Annotated in this window: 14 protein-coding genes; 5 read left to right on the plus strand and 9 right to left on the minus strand. The window is 64.8% G+C overall.

The annotated features are described in order from the left end of the window. Positions 1 to 453: 453 nt before the first annotated feature. The gene (locus ASF90_RS16380) at positions 454 to 2,028 is read right to left on the minus strand and encodes a S41 family peptidase (RefSeq protein ID WP_055852598.1); all 1,575 of its coding nucleotides are present in this window, start codon (positions 2,026 to 2,028) and stop codon (positions 454 to 456) included. Positions 2,029 to 2,375: 347 nt separating this feature from the next. Between ASF90_RS16380 and ASF90_RS23545 the strand changes: the two genes are divergently transcribed. Then, the gene (locus ASF90_RS23545) at positions 2,376 to 2,540 is read left to right on the plus strand and encodes a hypothetical protein (RefSeq protein ID WP_156364980.1); all 165 of its coding nucleotides are present in this window, start codon (positions 2,376 to 2,378) and stop codon (positions 2,538 to 2,540) included. Here the strand turns inward: ASF90_RS23545 and ASF90_RS16390 are convergent. After that, on the minus strand, positions 2,537 to 3,835 hold the full coding sequence (locus tag ASF90_RS16390; RefSeq protein ID WP_055852602.1) for a peptidoglycan DD-metalloendopeptidase family protein: 1,299 nt from the start codon (positions 3,833 to 3,835) through the stop codon (positions 2,537 to 2,539). The genes ASF90_RS23545 and ASF90_RS16390 overlap by 4 nt on opposite strands. 97 nt (positions 3,836 to 3,932) lie before the next feature. On the opposite strand from ASF90_RS16390, the gene ASF90_RS16395 reads away from it, so the two are divergent. Both ASF90_RS16395 and ASF90_RS16400 read left to right on the plus strand, forming a co-directional pair. After that, entirely contained in the window at positions 3,933 to 4,589 is a 657-nt protein-coding gene (locus ASF90_RS16395) for a hypothetical protein (RefSeq protein WP_055852605.1), read from the plus strand. Between the two features lie 55 nt (positions 4,590 to 4,644). Next, positions 4,645 to 6,471 carry a M28 family metallopeptidase gene (locus tag ASF90_RS16400; RefSeq protein WP_055852608.1) on the plus strand — a complete coding sequence of 609 codons (1,827 nt, stop codon included), beginning with the start codon at positions 4,645 to 4,647 and terminating at the stop codon, positions 6,469 to 6,471. Between the two features lie 280 nt (positions 6,472 to 6,751). Here the strand turns inward: ASF90_RS16400 and ASF90_RS16405 are convergent, their stop codons facing one another. The 3 genes from ASF90_RS16405 to ASF90_RS16415 all read right to left on the minus strand — a co-directional run bounded on the left by ASF90_RS16405 (position 6,752) and on the right by ASF90_RS16415 (position 9,958). Then, on the minus strand, positions 6,752 to 7,195 hold the full coding sequence (locus ASF90_RS16405) for a PepSY domain-containing protein (RefSeq protein ID WP_055852611.1): 444 nt from the start codon (positions 7,193 to 7,195) through the stop codon (positions 6,752 to 6,754). Positions 7,196 to 7,437: 242 nt separating this feature from the next. Continuing rightward, the gene (locus ASF90_RS16410; RefSeq protein ID WP_115559539.1) at positions 7,438 to 8,496 is read right to left on the minus strand and encodes a glycoside hydrolase family 5 protein; all 1,059 of its coding nucleotides are present in this window, start codon (positions 8,494 to 8,496) and stop codon (positions 7,438 to 7,440) included. Positions 8,497 to 8,908: 412 nt separating this feature from the next. Next, positions 8,909 to 9,958, minus strand: coding sequence for a glycoside hydrolase family 5 protein (locus ASF90_RS16415; protein WP_055852617.1), 1,050 nt, complete (start codon positions 9,956 to 9,958; stop codon positions 8,909 to 8,911). A gap of 54 nt (positions 9,959 to 10,012) precedes the next feature. Between ASF90_RS16415 and ASF90_RS23550 the strand changes: the two genes are divergently transcribed. Then, a complete protein-coding gene (locus tag ASF90_RS23550; protein WP_153066499.1) occupies positions 10,013 to 10,222 on the plus strand; it encodes a hypothetical protein in 210 nt (69 codons plus the stop codon). Between the two features lie 414 nt (positions 10,223 to 10,636). On the opposite strand, the gene ASF90_RS16420 is transcribed toward ASF90_RS23550, so the two are convergent. Then, complete coding sequence (locus tag ASF90_RS16420) at positions 10,637 to 11,713, minus strand: glycoside hydrolase family 5 protein (RefSeq protein WP_055852619.1); 1,077 nt, start codon at positions 11,711 to 11,713, stop codon at positions 10,637 to 10,639. A 306-nt stretch (positions 11,714 to 12,019) separates the two neighbouring features. Between ASF90_RS16420 and ASF90_RS16425 the strand changes: the two genes are divergently transcribed. Continuing rightward, positions 12,020 to 13,078, plus strand: a complete 1,059-nt coding sequence (locus ASF90_RS16425) for an NAD(P)-dependent alcohol dehydrogenase (protein ID WP_055852622.1) — start codon at positions 12,020 to 12,022, stop codon at positions 13,076 to 13,078. Positions 13,079 to 13,341: 263 nt separating this feature from the next. Here ASF90_RS16425 and ASF90_RS23555 read toward each other — a convergent pair whose 3' ends face one another. From ASF90_RS23555 to gltB, 3 genes are all read right to left on the minus strand, one after another. Then, on the minus strand, positions 13,342 to 13,764 hold the full coding sequence (locus ASF90_RS23555) for a hypothetical protein (RefSeq protein ID WP_156364981.1): 423 nt from the start codon (positions 13,762 to 13,764) through the stop codon (positions 13,342 to 13,344). A 16-nt stretch (positions 13,765 to 13,780) separates the two neighbouring features. Then, positions 13,781 to 15,268, minus strand: coding sequence for an FAD-dependent oxidoreductase (locus ASF90_RS16430; protein ID WP_055852630.1), 1,488 nt, complete (start codon positions 15,266 to 15,268; stop codon positions 13,781 to 13,783). A 518-nt stretch (positions 15,269 to 15,786) separates the two neighbouring features. After that, complete coding sequence (gene gltB / locus ASF90_RS16435; protein WP_055852633.1) at positions 15,787 to 20,259, minus strand: glutamate synthase large subunit; 4,473 nt, start codon at positions 20,257 to 20,259, stop codon at positions 15,787 to 15,789. Positions 20,260 to 20,346 lie beyond the last annotated feature (87 nt).

Genomic DNA, 20,346 nt, shown 5'->3' on the forward strand with positions numbered 1-20,346 from the left:
GCGCTGCATGTCGCAGGCAACCCATGCAACTGGGCGATCCTCACAGAGCGATGATCGCCCGATCAACGCATGTCTGAGCGAGCGGGTGATTGAATGACGCACGCACGCGTCCTTCGTTTACCCGCGAAGATCTGGGCGTGGTGCGCAGCGAGGTTGCCTGCGCTATAGCGATCACCGTATCGAACAGCGTCTGGCGCCGTGCGAGCGATCGGTGCTGTCACTGACTCAGACAATGACGTTCGCCGTAGACACAGCGACGCGAGCGCGCACAGCGCGTGCTTTGCACTGGAGTCACTGCACTGGAGTCACTGAGGGATGCGGCTTCAAATTCGCTGATCGCAGCACGCAGCACGCAGCACGCATCGCGCGTCATGCAATGCATGGACAAGCTTGATCGGACACGCGGCGCGGGCATCATCCAGCCGACCCGCGCTCGCACCCTGTTCGCTGCGCTTACTTGGTCGGTTCGACTGGTGCCGGCTTATCCGTAGGCGCGGCCGGTTCGGCAGGTGTCTGCTTGTCGGCAGGTGCTGCGGGCTTGGCCGGGTCAGCCGGGGTGGCTGGCTTGGTTTTTTCCGTAGGCGCTGCCGGCTTGGCTGGGTCAGTTGGCTTGGCCTTGTCGGTGCCCGCCGGATGCGCTGCTGCCGGCTTCGGCTCGGAGGCTGCCTTGGTGGCCGCCCTCGCCTTCTGTGCGGACTGGGCTTTTGCCTTGAGCGCGGCTTGCGCCTTGGCGGCCGAGCCGGGCTGCTTGAGCTCGGCCAGCGCTGCGGTGATCGGGCCATCGCCAGGCAATACATCGCCGGCGCTATAGCCCTCTTCGCCCTCGGCATCGCCGCGCAGATGGCCCGGCAAGGTGGCTTCGCTGAAATCGGCCAGGCTGGCCGGCACGTCGGCATCGCCGGGCTGCGGTTCGGGAGTGAGCATCACTTCCGGCACGATGCCGCTGGCCTGGATCGACTTGCCGCTGGGGGTGTAATAGCGCGCGGTGGTGAGCTTGACCGAGTCGCCGTTATCCAGCGGCAGCACGGTCTGCACCGAGCCCTTGCCGAAGGTGCGGCTACCGATGATGCGCGCGCGCTGGTTGTCGCGCAGCGCACCGGCCAGTACTTCGGAGGCGCTGGCCGAGCCGGCGTCTACCAGTACCACCACCGGTGCACCGCCGAGCAGATCGCCCGGAGTGGCATCGAACTTGGCGTCGCTGATCGAGATACGCCCGCGGGTGCTGACGATGTTGCCCTTGTCGAGCAGATCGTCGGCCACCTGCACCGCCGAGGTCAGCAGACCGCCCGGGTTGCTGCGCAGATCCAGCACCAGCCCGCGCAGTTTCCCGCCGGCCTGCAGCTGCTTGAGGTTCTTCTGGAAATCGGCGCCGGTATCGGCCTGGAAGGTGCTGATGCGGATGTAGCCGTAGCCCGGCTCCAGCAGCTTGCTGCGCACGCTGGCCACGCGAATGGTCTGGCGCTGCAGGGTCACATCGAACGGCTTGGGCGCCTTGTCGCGCACGATGGTCAGGGTGACCTTGCTGCCGGATTCGCCGCGCAGCGGTTCCATCGCCTTGCTGGCGTCGATCGGCTTGCCGTCGATGGCCACGATCACATCGCCTGCGCGGATGCCGGCGCGCGCCGCCGGGGTGTCGTCGATCGGCGCGATCACCTTGAGCGTGTTGTCCTGTTGCTGCAGCAGCTCCACGCCAATGCCGTCATAGGCGCCGGTGGCCTGTTCGTCGAAGGCTTCGGCATCTTCCTTGTCGAAATAGGTGCTGTGCGGGTCCAGGTCAGAGAGCAGGCCGCGCACCGCGGCGTGCATCAGCTTCTTGTCTTCGACCGGGTCGACATAGGCCTGCTTGACCGCGTTGTACACCGCCACGAAGCGACGGATTTCGTCCAGCGGTACCTTGGAGACGGCGGCTTCATTGGCTTCCGGATCGTCCGCAGCGGCCTGGGCGGCGGCGGGACGGGCGGTCTGCGCCCAACCAGGCGACGCGAACAAGGCCAGCGACAGGGCAACGGACAGGACGGCTACGCGCATGAAGCACTCCGACAAAGAGATAAGACGCTCCGCACGACGGAGCTGACCGGATTATGCGCGAAGCAGCGGTAAATCCGCGTTGAATTACGCGCGTGTTGCGTGGGCAGTTCGGTGGCGGCCAGCTGGCTGGCGACCGAAGCACGGATGTTTGACGCATTGGTGCGGCCGGGCATCTGCAACTCGAGTGCGGCGAGCGTGCAGCGCACGGGTGTCTGCTCGCACCCGGCCGCCAACCGCCAACTGCGGCGCCATGCGCTGCTTCGATGTGCAGCCGGACAGTGCCGCGATGAAAGCATTGCCGGGGTGGCCGGCAAAGCCGCAGCGGCGAAACGCGCTGCATCGCTGCGATGTCGTCGCCACGTGTTGGTGAGCAGCGCCTGGCCGCTGCGGTGACCGCGGCGCGCTGCGAGGACGCACAGACGCTGATCACCGACCGCGGCAGCGACCGGCAGCACGGCTGCGAGCTCCGCGATGCGCCGCCTCGGCACCCGCTCACCGCACGCAGCGACTAGCGCCGTTGCAACCAGCTCGATGGGTCGACCGGCTGCCCATTGCGCCGCAATTCGAAGTACAGCGCCGGCACGCCCTGCCCGCCCGAACTGCCGACCTTGGCCACCGCTTCGCCGCGCTTGATCGCCGCACCGGCATCGCGCAGCAAGGTGTCGTTGTGCGCGTACAGGCTCATGTAGCCGTTGCCGTGGTCCACGATCAGGATCATGCCGTAGCCGGTCATCCAGTCGGAAAACACCACCGTGCCGTCGGCCACCGCGGTGACCGTGCTGCCCTTGGGCGCGCCGATCAGCACGCCTTTGCTGGTGTGACCGTCGGGCAGTGTGGCGTTGAAGCGTGCCAGCAGATTGCCCGCCACCGGCCAGCTGAGCCCACCGACCTTGGGCGCCGGTGCGCTGGCGATGACCTTGGGCGGGGTCTTGCCGGGACGCTCCGGGCGATCGGTCTTGCCGCGCTTGGCCTGTGCGGCGGCTTCGGCGGCCGCGCGCTTTGCAGCCGCGCGGCGTTCGGCTTCGGCCTTGGCCGCGGCCGCACGCAGATTGGCGAGCAGTTGCTCCAGCGACTTGGCATCCTGGCCCAGCGCCTTTTCGCGCTCGGCACGTTGTTTGTAGCGATCGTCCAGCTGCGCCACGGTGGCCGCCTGCTGCGAACGGTCCTTCTGCAAGGTGGCGGCCTGTGCCTTTTGTTGCGCGCGCGCCGCATCCAGCGCCTGGCGCCGGGTGGCGATGTCCTGTTCCACCTTGGTCAGCGCATCCAGCTGCGTGGTCAGCGCGTGGATCCGCTGCGCGCGTGCGTTCTGCACGTAGCGGTGATCGGCGAGCATGCGGTTGGCATCGCCCACCGTGTCCTGCGACAGCAACACCTTCAACGGCGCGTTGCGGCCTACCTGATCGGCGGCGCGCAACAATGCGGCCAGCTGCACGCGCTGGTTCTGCAGGCCGCGCTGCAATTGCGCGCGGTCCTGCTGCAGCGTGGACAGATGCTGTTCCTGTGCGCGCATCGCCGCTTCGGTTTCGCTCAGGGCGCGCGAGGTCTTGGCGACCTTTTCGTCGGCCTGGCGCAGTTGCTGCGCCGCGGTGCCGCGCTTGCCTTCCAGCTCGCGCCGGTCGGCGCTGATGGTCTTGAGCTCATCGCGCAGCTGCTGCAGTTTGCGCTCGGTCTCGCGCTGGTTCTGCGCGCCCGCGCCGGTGCTGCCGAGCAGCATGCAGACCAACGCGGTCGTGGCCAGCCAGCTGCGCCCGACGCCGGTGGCGGAGACGAGCGGCAGACGCGGCAGCGGTGCAGGCGAAGGGGGCAACGAAAGGTCCAGTGACTTCAGGCAGGTGCGCGATTGTAGCCAAGCATGGTGTGATCGCCGCCACGCCCACGACAGACGCCACCGCGCGAGGTTCAGCATGAAGCTCCAGTATCTTCTCCTGGCATTGTCCCTGGCCTGCTCAACCGCCTGGGCCGAAGAAGGCATCAGCAAGGTCAACGGCCGCATCAGCGCCGAAGCCGGCAAGACCTACGGCGGCCTGGAAACGGTCAACGGCTCCATCGAGATCGGCGCCGGTGCGCAGACCCAGGATGTGGAAACCGTCAACGGCGGTATCACGATCGGCGATGGGGCCCGCACCGGCAGCGTGTCCACGGTCAACGGCGCCATTTCCCTGGGCCGCAAGGTCACCGTCTCCGGGGGCCTGGAAACGGTCAATGGCAGCGTGTTGGTCGAGCGCGGCAGCCAGGTCAGCGGTGGCGTGGAAACGGTCAACGGCAGTATCGGCCTGGTCGAAACCGAGCTCGGCAAGGACATCGAGACGGTCAACGGCGACATCACCGTTGGCGTGGGCTCGCATGTGCATGGCGGCATCGAGGTGACCAAGCCGAACTTCAGCTTTTCCTTCAAGCCCTCGCGCAAACCGCGCGTGGTGATCGGCCCCAAAGCGGTGGTCGATGGGCCGCTCAACTTCGAGCGCGATGTGGATCTGTACGTGCATCGCACCGCCAAGATCGGCGCGGTCACCGGTGCCACCGCACGCAGCTTCGAGTCGGACGTGGCGCCCAAGGACTGACGCGCTCACCACGCGCACGTTCTAAGATCGGGACTCCGTTGCACGAGGAGTTCCGATGCCCCGCAAGATCCTGTTGTGTCTGGCCGCGACCCTGGCCCTGGCCGGTTGCAAACGCGAATCGACCGACGCGCCGTCCGCACCGGCGGCGCAAACGCCGGCCGATGCCACGCCCAGCGCACCGGTCAGCCGGCACGCGTTCTCGCCGGAGCTGAGCACCGGCGACTTTGCCGAGCTGGTCAAGACGCTGGCCTCGGACGACTTCGAAGGACGCGGCCCGGGCACGCCCGGCGAAGAAAAGACCGTGACCTATATCCGCGACCAGATGCAGCGCATCGGCTTGCAGCCGGGTAATGGGGACAGCTGGTTCCAGGAGGTGCCGATGGTGGAAACCACCGCCGACGCGGCCACCGCCCCCAGCCTGCGCAGCGGCGAGCAGACCCGCACCCTCGCCTTCGGCACCGACATCGTGGTGGGCACGCGCACCGGCCAGCCCGAGGTCAAGCTGGACAACAGCGAGCTGGTCTTCGTCGGCTACGGCGTGGATGCGCCCGAGCAGCAATGGAACGATTACGCCGGCCAGGACTGGAAAGGCAAGACGGTGGTGATGTTCGTCAACGACCCTGGCTTCCATACCGGCGATGCCAAGTTGTTCGACGGCAAGCGCATGACCTATTACGGGCGCTGGACTTATAAATTCGAAGAGGCCGCGCGCAAGGGCGCAGCGGCGGCGTTGATCGTGCACGACACGCCCGGCGCCAGTTACGGCTGGGACGTGGTCAAAAACTCCTGGTCCGGCCCGCAATACGATCTGCCTGCCAAGGACGACCCGGACCCGCGCCTGCCGGTGCAGGGCTGGATCAGCGCCGACACCGCCAAGCAACTGTTCGCCAATGCCGGGCTGGACCTGGCACAGGCCTACAAGGACGCCAGCAAGCGCGGCTTCAAGCCGGTGCCGTTGAAGGCCAATTGGTCGGTAGATCTGAAGAGCAGCATCGCCGAAAAGACCTCGCGCAACGTGGTCGGTGTGCTGCCCGGCAGCAGCCACGCAGACGAGGCGGTGCTGTACATGGCGCACTGGGATCACCTGGGCAAGCATCCGGGCGAAACCGGCGACAACATCTACAACGGTGCAGTGGACAACGCCACCGGCGTGGCCGGCATTCTGGAAATCGCCGACGCCTTTGCGCATCAGGACCCCAAGCCGGCGCGCTCGGTGGTGTTCGTGGCGGTGACACTGGAGGAATCCGGCTTGCTCGGGTCCAAGTACTACGTGGCCAACCCGAGCTTCCCGCTGGACAAGATCGCTGCGGTGATCAACCTGGACGCGATGTCGGTGGCCGGGCGCGCACGTGATGTCACCGTGGTGGGCATGGGTAGCTCGGAACTGGAAGACATCCTCAAACCGATCGCTGCGATGCAGGGTCGCACGCTGCACGCCGAGGCCACGCCGGAAAGCGGCTCGTACTTCCGCTCGGACCACTTCAACTTCGCCAAGGCCGGCGTGCCGGCGCTGTATGCCGATGGCGGCGAAGACCTGCGCGACGGCGGCACCGCGGCCGGACGTGCGGCCGCCCAGGATTACGGCCGCAATCGCTATCACGCGCCCGGCGATGAGTACGACGCGGCGACCTGGAAGCTCGACGGCACTATCGAAGACCTGCAAGCGGTGTATGGCGTCGGCAAGGACGTGGCCGCGGGCGACCGCTGGCCCAACTGGTACCCCGGCAATCCGTTCAAGGCCGCGCGCGACCGCATGCTGGCCGGCAAGCCGGGCGCTGGCGCCGCGGCAGCGCAGCCGACCGCAGGCAACACCGATCCGAAGAATGCCAAGCCAAGCAACGCCAAGGAGGCGGATGCAAAGAACGCGGCGCCTGCGCGGTGAGGCGTGCAAGGAGCTCGCTGTTCGTGCGGTGAGGAATGCTGCCTGCGCTGTCGTGCCGCCGCTGGCAGCTGAAGCGAGTTGCGTGCAAGACAAAGGGTCTCCTATTGGAGGCCCTTTGTTTTTAGTCGTGCTTCGTGGGTGGCGATAGAGCGTTGGCCAGCAGATGCCGCGACGCCGCTAAATGTCGCATCAGACTAGATGCCGGCTGCAACGGCTGCTCACTGTGCACTTCAACCAGCGCACTGCCCTGCCCGCCCGAGGTACACGCGTTCAAGCACACTCAATCGTTGTCGACGCTGACCACATGCCCATCGTCGGGATCCACGTGCAACTCGACCTTCTGCCCGTTGTGCTTTGCGTCGGCCTTCCACAGGCCATCCTTGAACTTGAGATCGTGCACGTCTGCATAGCCGCCAGTGGACAGCGCCGCGCGGACGTCGGCTTCGCTCAGCCGCGATGCGGTCTGGTCGCCATAAACGCGCCCCGTGACCGGATCGATGTGGACATCCACATCCTTACCATCGCCGCTGCGGGCATCGGCAGTCCACACGCCGTGCTCGAATTTGACGTCGTGCACCTTGGTGTAGCCCTTGGCGGTCAACATGCTGGTCACCTCGTTGGAGGTGAGCGCCTTGGCCGGCTTGGCGGCGTCCTGCGCAAACGCGCCCTGCGAAACAAGCGTCAGCACGCCGATCAATGCGGTGGTCATCATGCGATGTGCCATGAGAGGCTCCTGCTGTGAAGTGCCGCCATGCTCGCCGCCTCGGGATCGTGGCTGGGTGAAAACATGGAAAATCCAGTTAGAGAAGTTCAGTTAACTGAAAGTCGTGGCCGCTCTTCATCGCTTCTACACGTTGGATTTACATTTTGATTCCAGTGCGCAGGCATTGCATGACAGATGTCGACCACGATGCTCAAGTCATCCAATAAAAAAGCCGCCTTGCGGCGGCTTGTCGTGTCGTGTGTTCAGCGCGTGGTGCGCGCTGCAGGTGCAGGTGCGGCTAGACGTGCAGCGGCGGTGCCGGGTGCACGGGTTGCGCTTGCGGCCTGCGGCGAGAGGATCGTCATCTGCGGTTTATCGGTCCCGTCCTTGTTCGGATGCACGTTGTAGGCGTAGGAGAGATTCCACCACGAACCTGCCGCCCACCACGTCCAACCCAGCCACACGTCCGCATTGCTTTCCATGTAGCCGAGCATGCCTTGCAGCGCCTCATTGCAGACAGGGTTGTTGGCAGTACCGAATTCGGCCAGAAAGCCACGTTTGCGATTGGTGCGCAGCCATTCGGTGAAATTGCGCAAACGCTCGGCGCCGATGGTGGAGCTGACGCACACGCTGCTGGTGCCGCTGGAATCGGCGTCCAGATATTGATGCACTTCGAATGCGTAACGGTTGAGCGGGTCATTGATGGCCGCCAGCGCAGTGGCGTTGGAGTAGCCATCGCTGGTGGGCGAATACCAGCTGTGCGCACCCGTCCACAAGGCGCCGGGCACCAGGATCAAATTGTTGGCACCGGTCCTGCGTATCGCATCGATGGCCGCTTGCGCAGTGCCGGCCCATTCGCTGGACGAGATATTGTTGGGCTCGTTCATCAGCCCGAAGATCACCGTGTTGTCGCCATTGAATGCCAGCGCAAGACGGCGCCATAGATCGGTAAAGGTGGCCACCGGCACTTCCGGGCCGCCGATCCTGTAACCGTAGTATTTGGCGTAATTGTGGATATCGATGACCAGATACATGCCCGAGGCCTTGGCACGCGCCACCGCCTGTTGCACCAGGGCCAGCTGCACCGAATCCAGCTCGCCGCGCGCGCTGGGTTGCAGACGCTCCCACAAGATGGGCAAGCGGATCGTATTCATTCCGACGCCAGCGAAATAACTGTAATCGTTGGCCGAGGCGTACATATAGTCTTTATTGAGCACGCCGGGTTTTTTGGATGACGCAAATTCGGCACCGGATAAATTGACGCCGGCATGCGTCAGTGCGCGTGTCTGCGCGTACGCGCACGACGTCCCGACAAGCAACATGAAACACAGGGCGCACGCAGCAAGGTGGCGTAGTGGAAAAGATGGACGTGACATGAAGCAACTCCTGGGCGGGTAAGATGCGTCGCCGCCCCAATGGCGTGCGATCGGCGCAAGGTGCGCTGCATCTGCGTGTTGCGATGCATCACGTGTGCCAAAGAGTGGTAAATCAATGAATACGCCAGGAAGTGCGAACCACTGCGCACTTAATATGGAAGAGCACGTTTATGCGTGCATATCGGTTATCACTAAAGAGCCGTGATTCTCGCGATACGCACTGGTATGTGCCGAGATGCTGGCGGAATTTGGCAATGTGCCAGTTGCATGGCGCCATCTCGGTGGCGCGGTCATTTCCGATATCCACGAGCGATGCCGTCGCGAAAACGGCACCGCTGGCAAAGCACGCAGGGTTGAATCAGCGCGCGATGCGACGTGCGTGCGCACTCAAGATGGACAGCTGCGGTTTGTCGCGTCCGTTGCGATCGGGCTGCAACGTAAAGGGGTAATCGCCACGCCACCAGGCGCCGGCGGCCCAGGCGCTGGAACCCAGCCAGACATCGCGGTTTGCCTCCAGATACCGCAGCATGCCATCCAGCGCGCGCATGCAGGTGGGGTTGGTTGAGGCGCCAAATTCGCCCAAGAACCCACGCTTGCGCTGGGTACGCAACCAACCGGTAAAGCTGCGCAGGCGTTCGGCACCGATGGTAGGGCTCACACACCCGGCACTGGTGCCGCTGGAATCGGTATCCAGATATTGGTGCACCTCAATGGCGTACCGATTGAGCGGGTCGCGGAGAGAGGCCAGTGCAACCGCGTTGGATTGTCCGGCGATGGTGGAATACCAACTGTGTGCTCCGGACCACAGTGCGCCGGGTACCAGGATGAGGTTGTTGGCGCCGGTAGCGCGGATGCCGTCGATCGCTGCCTGTGCGGCCGCGGCCCAATTCTGCGGCGCAATGTCGTAGGGCTCGTTCATCAGCCCGAAGATCACCGCGTTATCGTTCTTGAAGGCCGTCGCCAACCGCTTCCACACATCGGTGAAGGTGCTGATCGGCACGCGCGGGGTGCCGATCTTCTGCCCGTAGTATTTGGCGTAGTTGTGGATATCCACGATCAACACCATGTTCGCTGCCTTGGCGTTGGCCACGGCCTGCCGGATCAGCGCAAGTTGTGCGGGGTCCAGTGGGCCTTGCGGCTTGGGCTGCAGCCGCTCCCACAAGACGGGCAGGCGTACCACGTTCATGCCGGTGTTGGCGAAGTGCTGGTATTCGCCGGGAGTGGGATAGCGATAATCGACATTGACGACGCCGGGGCGTTTTGCCGAGGCGATTTCTGCGCCGGACAGATTGATACCTGCAAGACGCAGCGCACCGCTTTGTGCCTGCGCACGCGGAAGCGCCGCCAGCAACAGCACGGCCAGCGCACAGCACAGCAGCTGGCGCGGCCAGGTGGGGGAGGGGGACATGGGGAACTCCTGAAGCATCTACGGGGGGAGATGCGTTGCATCGCAGTTGTTCGCATGCACAACGCATCGACCTCAGCCTATGCGCATCTGCCGCGCGCAACTACGGATGCGAGGTATCACTGCATCAAGCTGTGCAGTGCTTCGCAGTTGCGAGCTGTTTTTGTCGATGCACTGCGCGTGTTGCGAGAACGCCTTGAATCAGCGGCTCTGCTGCAACTTCGCAATGGTATTGGTCGCATCAATGTATCGGCGTTGATGCGATGACAGCGACTGCGCCAATGCTGGCGTGCACGGACACGCATGACGCAACGCGCGGACGCAGACGTGCCTGCATGCGCCGAGCACTGCAATTGCGTAGCACGGAGTAGGGCGATTGTGCTTTGCGCGCGCAGCGCGCGACCCACTGCCATGATCGTGGTCGATGGCGATGGATCCATCTTCGAGACAACGCTCTCGGCGACGACGACAGCTGCATCCACCGAAACCGGACCTGCAGCAGCGGCGTGGCGAGGTCCATATCGCGCCAACGTTCGCCCACTGCATGGCTGTCATCAATCAGCCGCAGTCCGGAGTCTCGTCCGATATCCAGCGCTAACCGTGGGCACTGCAACGCGACGCAAAAAAAAAACGGGCGACCTACCAGCGTCGCCCGCGTCTTGCTGGCTTAGACCGCTGCCGTCAGTGCTTGCCTGCGCGGCGTGCGTACTTGCTCAGAATCCTGATCTGCGGCTTGTCGCTGCCGTCCTTGCCCGGTTGCACGGTGAAAAAGTAATCCGGTTTCCACCAGGCGCCCGCGGCCCACCAGGTCCAGCCCAGCCACACGTCGCTGTTCTTTTCCATGTAGGTCAGCATGCCTTCCAGCGCCTTGTCGCAGACCGGATTGTTGGCGGTGCCGAATTCGCCCAGAAAGCCCTTCTGCTTGTTCTCGCGCAGCCAGTCGGTAAAGCCGCGCAGCTTTTCTTCGCCCACGCTGTCGCTGGTGCATTGCGGCTTGGTGCCGCTGTAGTCGTTGTCCAGATACTGGTGCGCTTCGAAGGCCAGGTTGTTGCCGGGGTCCTTGAGGATGGCCAGCGCCTTGGCGTTGGAGACGCCGTAGCTGCTGCTGCGCCAGCTGTGCGCGCCGGTATACGCGGTGCCCGGCACCAGGATCAGGTTGCGAGCGCCGGTCTTGCGGATCGCGTTGATCGCGCCTTGCGCAGCCGTGGCCCAGTCGGTTGCGGAGATGCCGTTGGGCTCATTCATCAGCCCGAAGATCACCGCCTTGTCGTCCTTGAACTCCAGCGCCAGCCGGCGCCACAGATCGGCCAGTGCGGCAGGTGGCACCTCGTCGGTGCCGATGCGCTTGCCGTTGTATTTGGCGTAGTTGTGCAGATCCAGGATCAGGAACTGCTTGTTCGCCTTGGCCGCTTCGAGCGATTTCTTGATCAGCCCCAACTGCGCCGCATCCAGCTCGCCGTTGAGCTCGGGTTGCAGACGCTCCCAAAGAAACGGCAGGCGGATCGTATTCATGCCCTTGTCGGCGAAATAGCTGAAATCCGAGGCGGCCGGGTAGGTGTAGTCCTTGAACAAGGTGCCGGGCTTCTTGCGTGAGTTGAACTCGGCGCCGGACAGATTGACGCCGACATATTTCAGGCCAGTGGACTCCTTCTTCGGACCATTGGGCTCTTTGGCGTGCGCCAGCGGCATTGCTGCGAGCAAGGTCAGTGCGAGCGCAGCGCTACGCAGACTGGGGAATTTTTTGGGAGTGGGGAACATGGAAGCCTCCTTCGGCATCGACGTGGGTGGCCGCGGGGGGAGGGCACGGCCAGCTGGGATGGTGCAGGGCGATCGGATACCTGATGAGCCTAGAAGCTCAGGCGTTAGCGCCCCATTCACGCCGTGCAACATGGATTTGATCGGGATCGAACACCTGCGCAGCGCATGATGCTGCTCCGGTAGCGTCCGCAACACGACACACAAGACGCACTGTCGCAGGAGCGCGACGGGCCCCTGTCTTAAGCTACCGCTTCCATTTTCTTCTGTTGTTCGCATACGCGAATGACATCACGCCCGGAGCCTCCCATGAGCCAAGCCCACGCCTTTGCCGCCCAAGCCGCCGACCAGCCGCTTGCCCCGTTCGCGTTCGAACGCCGCGCGCCTGGCCCTGACGATGTGCAGATCGACATCGCCTATTGCGGCGTGTGTCACTCGGACCTGCACACCGCACGCAATGAGTGGCACAACACGCGGTATCCGGTGGTACCGGGCCACGAGATCGTCGGCCGCGTGACCGCCGTCGGTAGCGCCGTCACCGGCTTCAAGGTCGGCGACCTGGCCGGTGTTGGTTGCATGGTCGACAGCTGCCGCAGCTGCGCCTCCTGCCAGGAAGGCGAGGAGCAGTACTGCGAAGCCGGCTTCACCGGCACCTACAACGGCCCGATGTTCGGCGGCGGCGAGAACACCTACGGCGGTTACTCCGACCATATCGTGGTCGACCAGAAGTACGTGCTGCGCATCTCGCATACCGACAACCTGGCCGCCGTGGCGCCGCTGCTGTGCGCCGGCATCACCACCTATTCGCCGCTGGCGCACTGGAAGGTGGGCCCGGGGCAGAAGGTGGGTGTGGTCGGTCTGGGTGGCCTGGGCCACATGGGTGTGAAGATCGCCAAGGCGATGGGCGCCACCGTGGTGCTGTTCACCACCTCAGAGAACAAGCGCGCCGATGCGATGCGCCTGGGCGCCAGCGAAGTGGTGATCTCCAAGGACGAAGCGCAGATGGCTGCGCAGTACAACACCCTGGATTTCATCCTCAACACCGTGGCCGCCCCGCATAACCTGGACCCGTTCATCAATGCGCTCAAGCGCGACGGCGCCATGGTGCTGGTGGGCGTGCCCGAGGAATCGCACCCGTCGCCGGCCGTGTTCAACCTGGTGATGAAGCGCCGCACCCTGGCCGGCTCGCTGATCGGCGGCATCCGCCAGACCCAGGAAATGCTGGACTTCTGCGCCAAGCACAACATCGTCTCGGACATCGAAACCATCCGCGCCGACCAGATCAACGAGGCCTACGAGCGCATGCTCAAGAGCGACGTGAAGTACCGCTTCGTGATCGACATGGCTACGCTGGATAAGGCGGCCTGATTGGTTGTTGCGTTAGGTTCTAATGCTAGCGTTTGCGTCGTTCTTCGGCGCAAGCGTTATCAGTGCTTCGCCAATAAATAAACGAACGACCACCATATCTAAATTGTTGAGCAACAGGCGATCGTACTGGAGCCTGTTGGATTGCGGCCATTGCGCGGACATATAGCCGAGTTTACTGAAAGCGTAGATATTTTCTGAGCGATGCCAAATCCACTACAAGTCGCTATTTGGGTTTTCTTGCGAGCTAATACTTGAATAAGTTCTTAGTTCTCACGCTCGCTCTCCCACACAAGCATTGCCTCAGCTAGAAATGTACCCGTTAGAGCTTCATAGTTCGCAATTGCACGCTTAAGCATTTCAAGGCAATCAGAACGGAGATCAAACGTGAGCGAGTCATCTCCACAATAATGTTTGAGCGTATTGCGGGTGTTGTTGAGCATGTTACCAGTGATCTTCTCTAGATCCGGATTGGTTTCACCTTCCGAGCGGGCGACGGCCACGACGAGGCTACGCAACTGATCGAATGAAGGATCTTGATTGAGCTTGCGAAGGCGCTTACCCAGAATTTCTTCTGCAGCGCCGGCAAGCGTGAGCGAGGATAAATAATCTTTCGTTTGCCATAGCCGAATTGCTGCAAGCAACTGATTGCCTGCAATCTCTTCTGCCGAGAGTGTCGAAAGGCTCACTGCAATACCTCAATGATCACGCCGCAGCCGGCTCCTTGACCTGCGCTTTGACGCCCAGCAGCTGCACGATGCTTGCCGCCGCATCGCGGCCTTCGGCGACGGCCGTCACCACGAGGTCGGCGCCGCGCACGCAGTCGCCACCGGCGAACAGGCGCGGGTTGGTGGTCTGGTAGGGCAGGCGCTCTCCGTTGTTGGTATCGGCCGGGGCGACGATGCGGCCGTTGCTGCCGGCTTCCACGCCTTGCGAAGCCAGCCAGTCGGGCAGGGTCGGGGAGAAGCCGAAGGCGATGATCACCACGTCCGCTTCCAGCAGCGATTCGCTGTCTTCCACCGGCACCGCGTTGCGGCGCCCGTTGGCATCGGGTTCGCCGAGTCTGGTTTCCACGACGGTGACGCCGATGGCTTCGTCGTCGGCGCCGGATTCGATCGACAGCGGCTGGCGGTTGAACAGGAAGCGCACGCCTTCTTCGCGCGCGTTGGCCACTTCGCGCGCCGAGCCGGGCATGCTGGCTTCGTCGCGGCGGTAGGCGCAGGTGACCTTGGCCGCGCCCAGGCGGATGGCGCTACGCACGCAGTCCATGCCGGTGTCGCCGCCGCCCAGCACCACCACGCGCTTGCCGTTGAGGTCGGGCAGGGCCATCTGGTCTTCCCAGCCGGCGATCGGGCGGCCGTGCGGGTCGTTGCCGCTGACGATGCGGCTGTTCTGCACCAGGAACGGCAGCGCCGGCAGCACATTCTTCAGGTCCTGCCCGGGCAGGCCGCCATCGGTGTAGCGGTAGGCGCCGGTGCCCAGGAACACGGCATCGTATTCGCCCAGCAACTGCTCGATGCTGACGTCCTTGCCGATCTCCACGCCCAGGCGGAATTGCACGCCCATGCCCTCGAGGATCTCGCGACGCTTGCCGATCACCGACTTGTCCAGCTTGAAGCTGGGAATGCCGAACTGCAGCAGCCCGCCGATCTGCTCGTAGCGGTCGTAGACCACCGCTTCGATACCGGCGCGCGCCAACCTGTCCGCACACGACAGCCCGGCCGGGCCGGCGCCGATCACCGCCACACGCCAGCCAGTGGGCTGCACGTTGCCCAGGTCCGGACGCCAGCCCATCTTGAAGGCGGTGTCGACGATGTACTTTTCCACCGCGCCGATGGTGACCGCGCCGAATTCTTCCAGCGTGCAGCTGCCTTCGCACAGACGGTCTTGCGGACACACGCGCCCGCACACTTCCGGCAGCGGGTTGGTGGAATGGCACAGCGCGGCGGCTTCTTCGATGCGGTTTTCCTGCACCAGCTGCAGCCATTGCGGGATGGCGTTGTGCACCGGGCACTTCCAGCTGCAGTACGGGTTGCCGCAGTCCAGGCAGCGGCCGGACTGGTACTGCGCGTCGGCCTTGTCGAACTTGCCGTACAACTCGCCCCAGTCGCCGGACGTGCGCAGTTCCACCGGGATGCGGGTGGGCATGGTCCGCGGCAGGTCGAGGAATTGGAAGGCTTGCTTGCGGCTCATAAGAAAATCCGTGGCTGATTCCCTTCTACCGTCTAAGGGAGAAGGTGCCCTAAGGGGCGGATAAGGGTCGGCGGGGCCTGTGCCCTCACCCCCGCCCCCTCTCCCGCRGGCGGGAGAGGGGAGTACTGCGATGACTCTGACGATGYGCTGTCAGCATTGCGATTGCRGGCGTCCTTCTCCCGTGTGCGSGAGAAGGTGCCCCGAAGGGGCGGATGAGGGTTGCGGGCCTGTGCCCTCACCCCCGCGATTGCGGGCGTCCTTCTCCCGTGTGCGCGAGAAGGTGCCCCGAAGGGGCGTGGTGAGGGTTGCGGGCCTGTGCCCTCACCCCCGSCCCCTCTCCCGCAGGCGGGAGAGGGGGAGTACTGCGATGACTCTGACGATGYGCTGTCAGCATTGCGATTGCGKGCGTCCTTCTCCCGTGTGCGGGAGAAGGTGCCCCGAAGGGGCGGATGAGGGTTGCGGGCCTGTGCCCTCACCCCCAGCCCCTCTCCCGCGTGCGGGATGAGGCGAGCAAAAACTCAGGCGGCGCGCCGTAGCGACTCGGTCAGCGACTCGATGCTGGCGGCCTTGGGTTTGACCAGCCAGAACTTGCCGATGTAGTCGCGGAACTCGTCCAGGATCTGCTGCGCCCAGATGCTGCCGGTCAGCTCGCGGTGGCGGCTGATCAGGGTGTGCAGATGCTGGCGGTGGTTCTCGAAGCCCTCGGCGGAGACGCGGTGGATGTCGATCAGCTCGTGGTTGTAGCGGTCCACGAAGTCGCGTTCGATATCCAGCACGTAGGCCAGGCCGCCGGTGAAGCCGGCGCCGAAGTTCAGGCCTACCTTGCCCAGCACCAGCACCACGCCGTCGGTCATGTATTCGCAGCAATGGTCGCCGGCGCCTTCCACCACCGCCAGTGCGCCGGAGTTACGCACCGCAAAGCGCTCGCCGGCGCGGCCTGCGGCGAACAACTCGCCGCCGGTGGCGCCGTACAGGCAGGTGTTGCCGACGATCGGGGTGCTGCGCGCCTCGAAGCGCGCGCCACGCGGCGGACGCACCACCAGCCGGCCGCCGGCCATGCCCTTGCCGACGTAGTCGTTGGCCTCGCCTTCCAGCTCCAGCTGCAGGCCGCCGGCGTTGAACGCGCCGAAGCTCTGCCCGGCGGTGCCGCGGAAGCGCAGGTTCAACGGCGCATCGCTCATGCCGTGATTGCCGTGTGCCCGCGCGATGGTGCCGGACAGGCGCGCACCGATCGAACGGTCGGTGTTGTGGATCAAGAAGCGATGGTCGCCGCCGGTCTTGTTGGCGATGGCATCGGCAAGCAGGCCGTCCATCTGCGTGGCCAGGCTGTCCGGCGATTCGTACAGGCGCTGGGCAGCGCAATGGCTGCCGTCGTAGCGCGCATGGGTGAGCAGGCGCGACAGATCGACCTTGACGCCTGCGCGCGGGGAGACCTCAAGCTGTTCCAGCAGATCGGTGCGGCCGACGATCTCGTCCAGCGAACGCACGCCCAGGTACGACAACCACTGCCGCACTTCTTCGGCCAGCAGGCGGAAGAAGTGCTCCACGCGCTCCGGCAGACCGGTGAAGTAGTTCGCACGCAGGCGTTCGTCCTGGGTGGCTACGCCGGTGGCGCAGTTGTTGAGGTGACAGATGCGCAGGTATTTGCAGCCCAGCACGATCATCGGCGCGGTGCCGAAGCCGAAGCTGTCGGCGCCCAGCAGCGCGGCCTTGACCACGTCCAGGCCGGTCTTCAGGCCGCCATCGGTCTGCAGGATGGTGCGCTCGCGCAGGTCGTTGGCCACCAGCGCCTGGTGCGACTCGGCCACGCCCAGTTCCCACGGCACGCCGGCATAGCGGATCGAGCTGACCGGGCTGGCGCCGGTGCCGCCGTCATGGCCGGACACAGTGATCAGATCGGCGCCAGCCTTGACCACGCCGGCGGCAATCGTGCCGACGCCGGCATGCGCGACCAGCTTCACCGACACCAGCGCGGTCGGGTTGACCTGCTTGAGGTCGTAGATCAGCTGGGCCAGGTCTTCGATCGAATAGATGTCGTGATGCGGCGGCGGGCTGATCAGGCCGATGCCAGGCTTGGCATAGCGCAGGCGGGCGATCAGCTCGTTGACCTTGTGGCCGGGCAGCTGGCCGCCTTCGCCTGGCTTGGCGCCCTGGGCGACCTTGATCTGCAGCACTTCGGCGTTGACCAGGTATTCCGGGGTCACGCCAAAGCGGCCGGAGGCCACCTGCTTGATCTTGGAGCGCTTCTCGGTGCCATAGCGGGCCGGGTCTTCGCCGCCTTCGCCGGAATTGCTGCGCCCGCCCAGGTGGTTCATCGCAATGGCCAGCGCTTCGTGCGCCTCGGGCGACAACGCGCCCAGGCTGATCGCGGCGGTGTCGAAGCGACGCAACACATCTTCGGCCGGGGCCACCTCGTCCAGCGGGGTGGGGGTGTCGGCACGCTTGAGCTGGACCAGATCGCGCAGCGTGGAGGCCGGGCGCGAATGCACTGCGTCCACGTATTTTTGCCAGTCGTCGGCATCGCCGGTGCGGGTGGCGCGCTGCAGCGTCATGACCACGTCCGGGTTGTACATGTGGTACTCGCCGCCGTGCACGTACTTGAGCAGGCCGCCCACTTCCGGCTTGAGCTGGTCGTTCCAGGCGCGTGCGGTGAGCTCGCGCGCCTCGGTGTCCAGCCGCGCCAGATTGACGCCACCGATGCGTGCGGGGGTGTCGGCAAAGCACAGCTCCACCACGTCCGGGTCCAGCCCGACGATCTCGAACAACTGCGCGCCACGGTAGCTGGCGATGGTGCAGATGCCCATCTTGGAGATGATCTTGGACAGGCCCTTGTAGATGCCCTTGCGGTAGCGGCGGCCGATCTGCGACTGCTCGCCACCCTTGCTCAGCTGCAGGATGCCGCGCCGGCCCAGATCGAACAGGGTCTGGTAGGCCAGATACGGGTACACCGCGGTGGCGCCGAAGCCGAGCAGGCAGGCCATGTGGTGCGCATCGCGCGCGGTGCCGGTTTCGATGATCAGGTTGACGTCGCAGCGCAGGCCCACCTTGCACAGGTGGTGATGCACCGCGCCGGTGGCCAGCAGCGCATGCGCCATCGGCCGGTCCGGCACCGGGTAGCGGTCGGACAGCAGCAGCATCACCGCGCCGTCGCGGGCGGCGGCTTCCACTTCCTGGCAGATGCGTTCCAGGCCGGCCTTCAGGCCTTCTTCGACGCTGTAGGACAGGTCGATCAGCCGATTGCGGGCAACGTACTGCTCCATCTTCAGCAGCTGGCGCAGCTTGCGCTGGCTGAGCACCGGCGAATTGAGGATGACGTGGTTCACCGTCTCCGCACCGGCATGGAAGATGTTGGTCTCCTTGCCGAGCTGGGTGGTGAGCGACATCGCGATGCCTTCGCGCAGCGGGTCGATCGGCGGGTTGGTGACCTGCGCGAACGCCTGGCGGAAGTAGTCGTACAGCGGCCGGGTCTGGCGGCTGAGCACCGCCATCGGGGTGTCGTCGCCCATCGAGCCGGTGGCTTCCTGCTCGGTCTCGGCCAGCGGGCGCAGGATCTGCTCCACTTCCTCGGTGCTGAGCTGGAACAGCTTGTGGTAGCTGCGCAGGGTCTGCTCGCTGAAGGGTTCTTCCACCAGCGAGGGGTCGATCAGCTCGGTCTGCAGATAGGTCACGCCCTGCTGCAGCCACTGCTTGTACGGCGCACGCGCACGGTTGATGCGGTCGATGGCATCGGAATCGAGCAGGTCGCCGCGCTTGAGATCGATCGCCATCATCTCGCCCGGGCCCAGCTTGCCCTTGCGGGTGATGCGCTCAGCCGGCAGCTCCCACACGCCGGCCTCGGAGGCCACCAGGAAGTGGCGGTCGGAGGTCAGCATCCAGCGCGCGGGGCGCAGCCCGTTGCGGTCAAGCATGCAGGCGGCATAGCGGCTGTCGCAGGCCACGATGCCGGCCGGGCCGTCCCACGGCTCGGTGTTGAGGCCGTAGAACTCGTAGAACGCAGCCAGATCGGCGTCCTTGAACTCCAGCGACTGGGTCGCTGGCGGCACCAGGATGCGCAGCGCCTGCAGCAGGTCCATGCCACCGGCGATCAGCAGCTCCAGCATGTTGTCCAGGCTCTGCGAGTCCGAACCGTGCATGGAGATCACCGGATCGAACTCGGCGATATCGAAGCGCGGGGTCTGCCACACCTTGCTGCGCGCTTGCGCCCAGCGGCGGTTGCCCTCGATGGTGTTGATTTCGCCGTTGTGCGCGAGCAGGCGGAACGGATGCGCCAGCGGCCAGCGCGGCAGCGTGTTGGTGGAAAAGCGCTGGTGAAACACGATCGCGCTGGACGACAGATCGCTGCGCTGCAGGTCCGGGTAGAACGTGCTCAGCTTGTCCGGCAGCACCATGCCCTTGTAGCTGATGCCATTGGGCGAGAGCGTGGTGACGTAGAAGTTCTCCACCTCGCGCAGCGCCTGCTCGGCGCGGCGGCGCGCCAGGAACAGCGCAAGGGTGAAGCCGTCTTCGGTCTGTTCGGCACCGGCATCGACAAACACCTGCTCGATGCGTGGCAGCGTGTCGCGCGCCAGCTGGCCGCACACGCTGTCGTCGGTGGGCACCACGCGCCATCCGCGGAACTGCACGCCGGCAGTGTGCAGTTGCGCTTCCAGTTCGGTGCGACAGCGCGCTGCCTCGGCCTCGTCCAGCGGCAGGAACACCACACCGGCCGCATAGCGCGTGCCCAGCGGGATGCCGGCATCGCGGGCCAGTCCACGCAGGAATGCATCGGGTTTGCGGATCAGCAGGCCGCAGCCATCGCCGGTGAGCCCGTCGGCCGCCACACCGCCGCGGTGGGTCATGCGCGAGAGCGCCGCAATCGCGGTGTCTACCAGCGAACGGGAAGGTTGGTCGTCCAGCTGGGCGACCATGCCAAAACCACAGGCGTCGCGTTCGTCGCGCGCGCTGTTGTAGAGACCGTAGTCGTTGAGCCCTTGGCGAGTGCGGGGGGCCATGTCTGCCTCTTTGCGATCTTGGGAGAGCGGCGACGACGTTGCACCGCTCGATCCGTGGAGCGTTTCGAAGAGGTCACCGGATGATCG

The organism is Xanthomonas sp. Leaf148 (genome assembly GCF_001423585.1).
Taxonomy (GTDB): domain Bacteria; phylum Pseudomonadota; class Gammaproteobacteria; order Xanthomonadales; family Xanthomonadaceae; genus Xanthomonas.

Excerpts from the sequence above, each read along its gene's own strand:
- ASF90_RS16415 (WP_055852617.1), bottom strand. The coding sequence starts at position 9,958 with ATGTCCCCCTCCCCCACCTGGCCGCGCCAGCTGCTGTGCTGTGCGCTG.
- ASF90_RS16410 (WP_115559539.1), bottom strand. The coding sequence starts at position 8,496 with ATGTTGCTTGTCGGGACGTCGTGCGCGTACGCGCAGACACGCGCACTG.
- ASF90_RS23550 (WP_153066499.1), top strand. The coding sequence starts at position 10,013 with ATGCACAACGCATCGACCTCAGCCTATGCGCATCTGCCGCGCGCAACT.
- ASF90_RS16405 (WP_055852611.1), bottom strand. The coding sequence starts at position 7,195 with ATGGCACATCGCATGATGACCACCGCATTGATCGGCGTGCTGACGCTT.
- ASF90_RS16395 (WP_055852605.1), top strand. The coding sequence starts at position 3,933 with ATGAAGCTCCAGTATCTTCTCCTGGCATTGTCCCTGGCCTGCTCAACC.
- ASF90_RS16425 (WP_055852622.1), top strand. The coding sequence starts at position 12,020 with ATGAGCCAAGCCCACGCCTTTGCCGCCCAAGCCGCCGACCAGCCGCTT.
- ASF90_RS16430 (WP_055852630.1), bottom strand. The coding sequence starts at position 15,268 with ATGAGCCGCAAGCAAGCCTTCCAATTCCTCGACCTGCCGCGGACCATG.
- ASF90_RS16400 (WP_055852608.1), top strand. The coding sequence starts at position 4,645 with ATGCCCCGCAAGATCCTGTTGTGTCTGGCCGCGACCCTGGCCCTGGCC.
- ASF90_RS16380 (WP_055852598.1), bottom strand. The coding sequence starts at position 2,028 with ATGCGCGTAGCCGTCCTGTCCGTTGCCCTGTCGCTGGCCTTGTTCGCG.
- ASF90_RS16420 (WP_055852619.1), bottom strand. The coding sequence starts at position 11,713 with ATGTTCCCCACTCCCAAAAAATTCCCCAGTCTGCGTAGCGCTGCGCTC.
- gltB (WP_055852633.1), bottom strand. The coding sequence starts at position 20,259 with ATGGCCCCCCGCACTCGCCAAGGGCTCAACGACTACGGTCTCTACAAC.
- ASF90_RS23545 (WP_156364980.1), top strand. The coding sequence starts at position 2,376 with ATGTCGTCGCCACGTGTTGGTGAGCAGCGCCTGGCCGCTGCGGTGACC.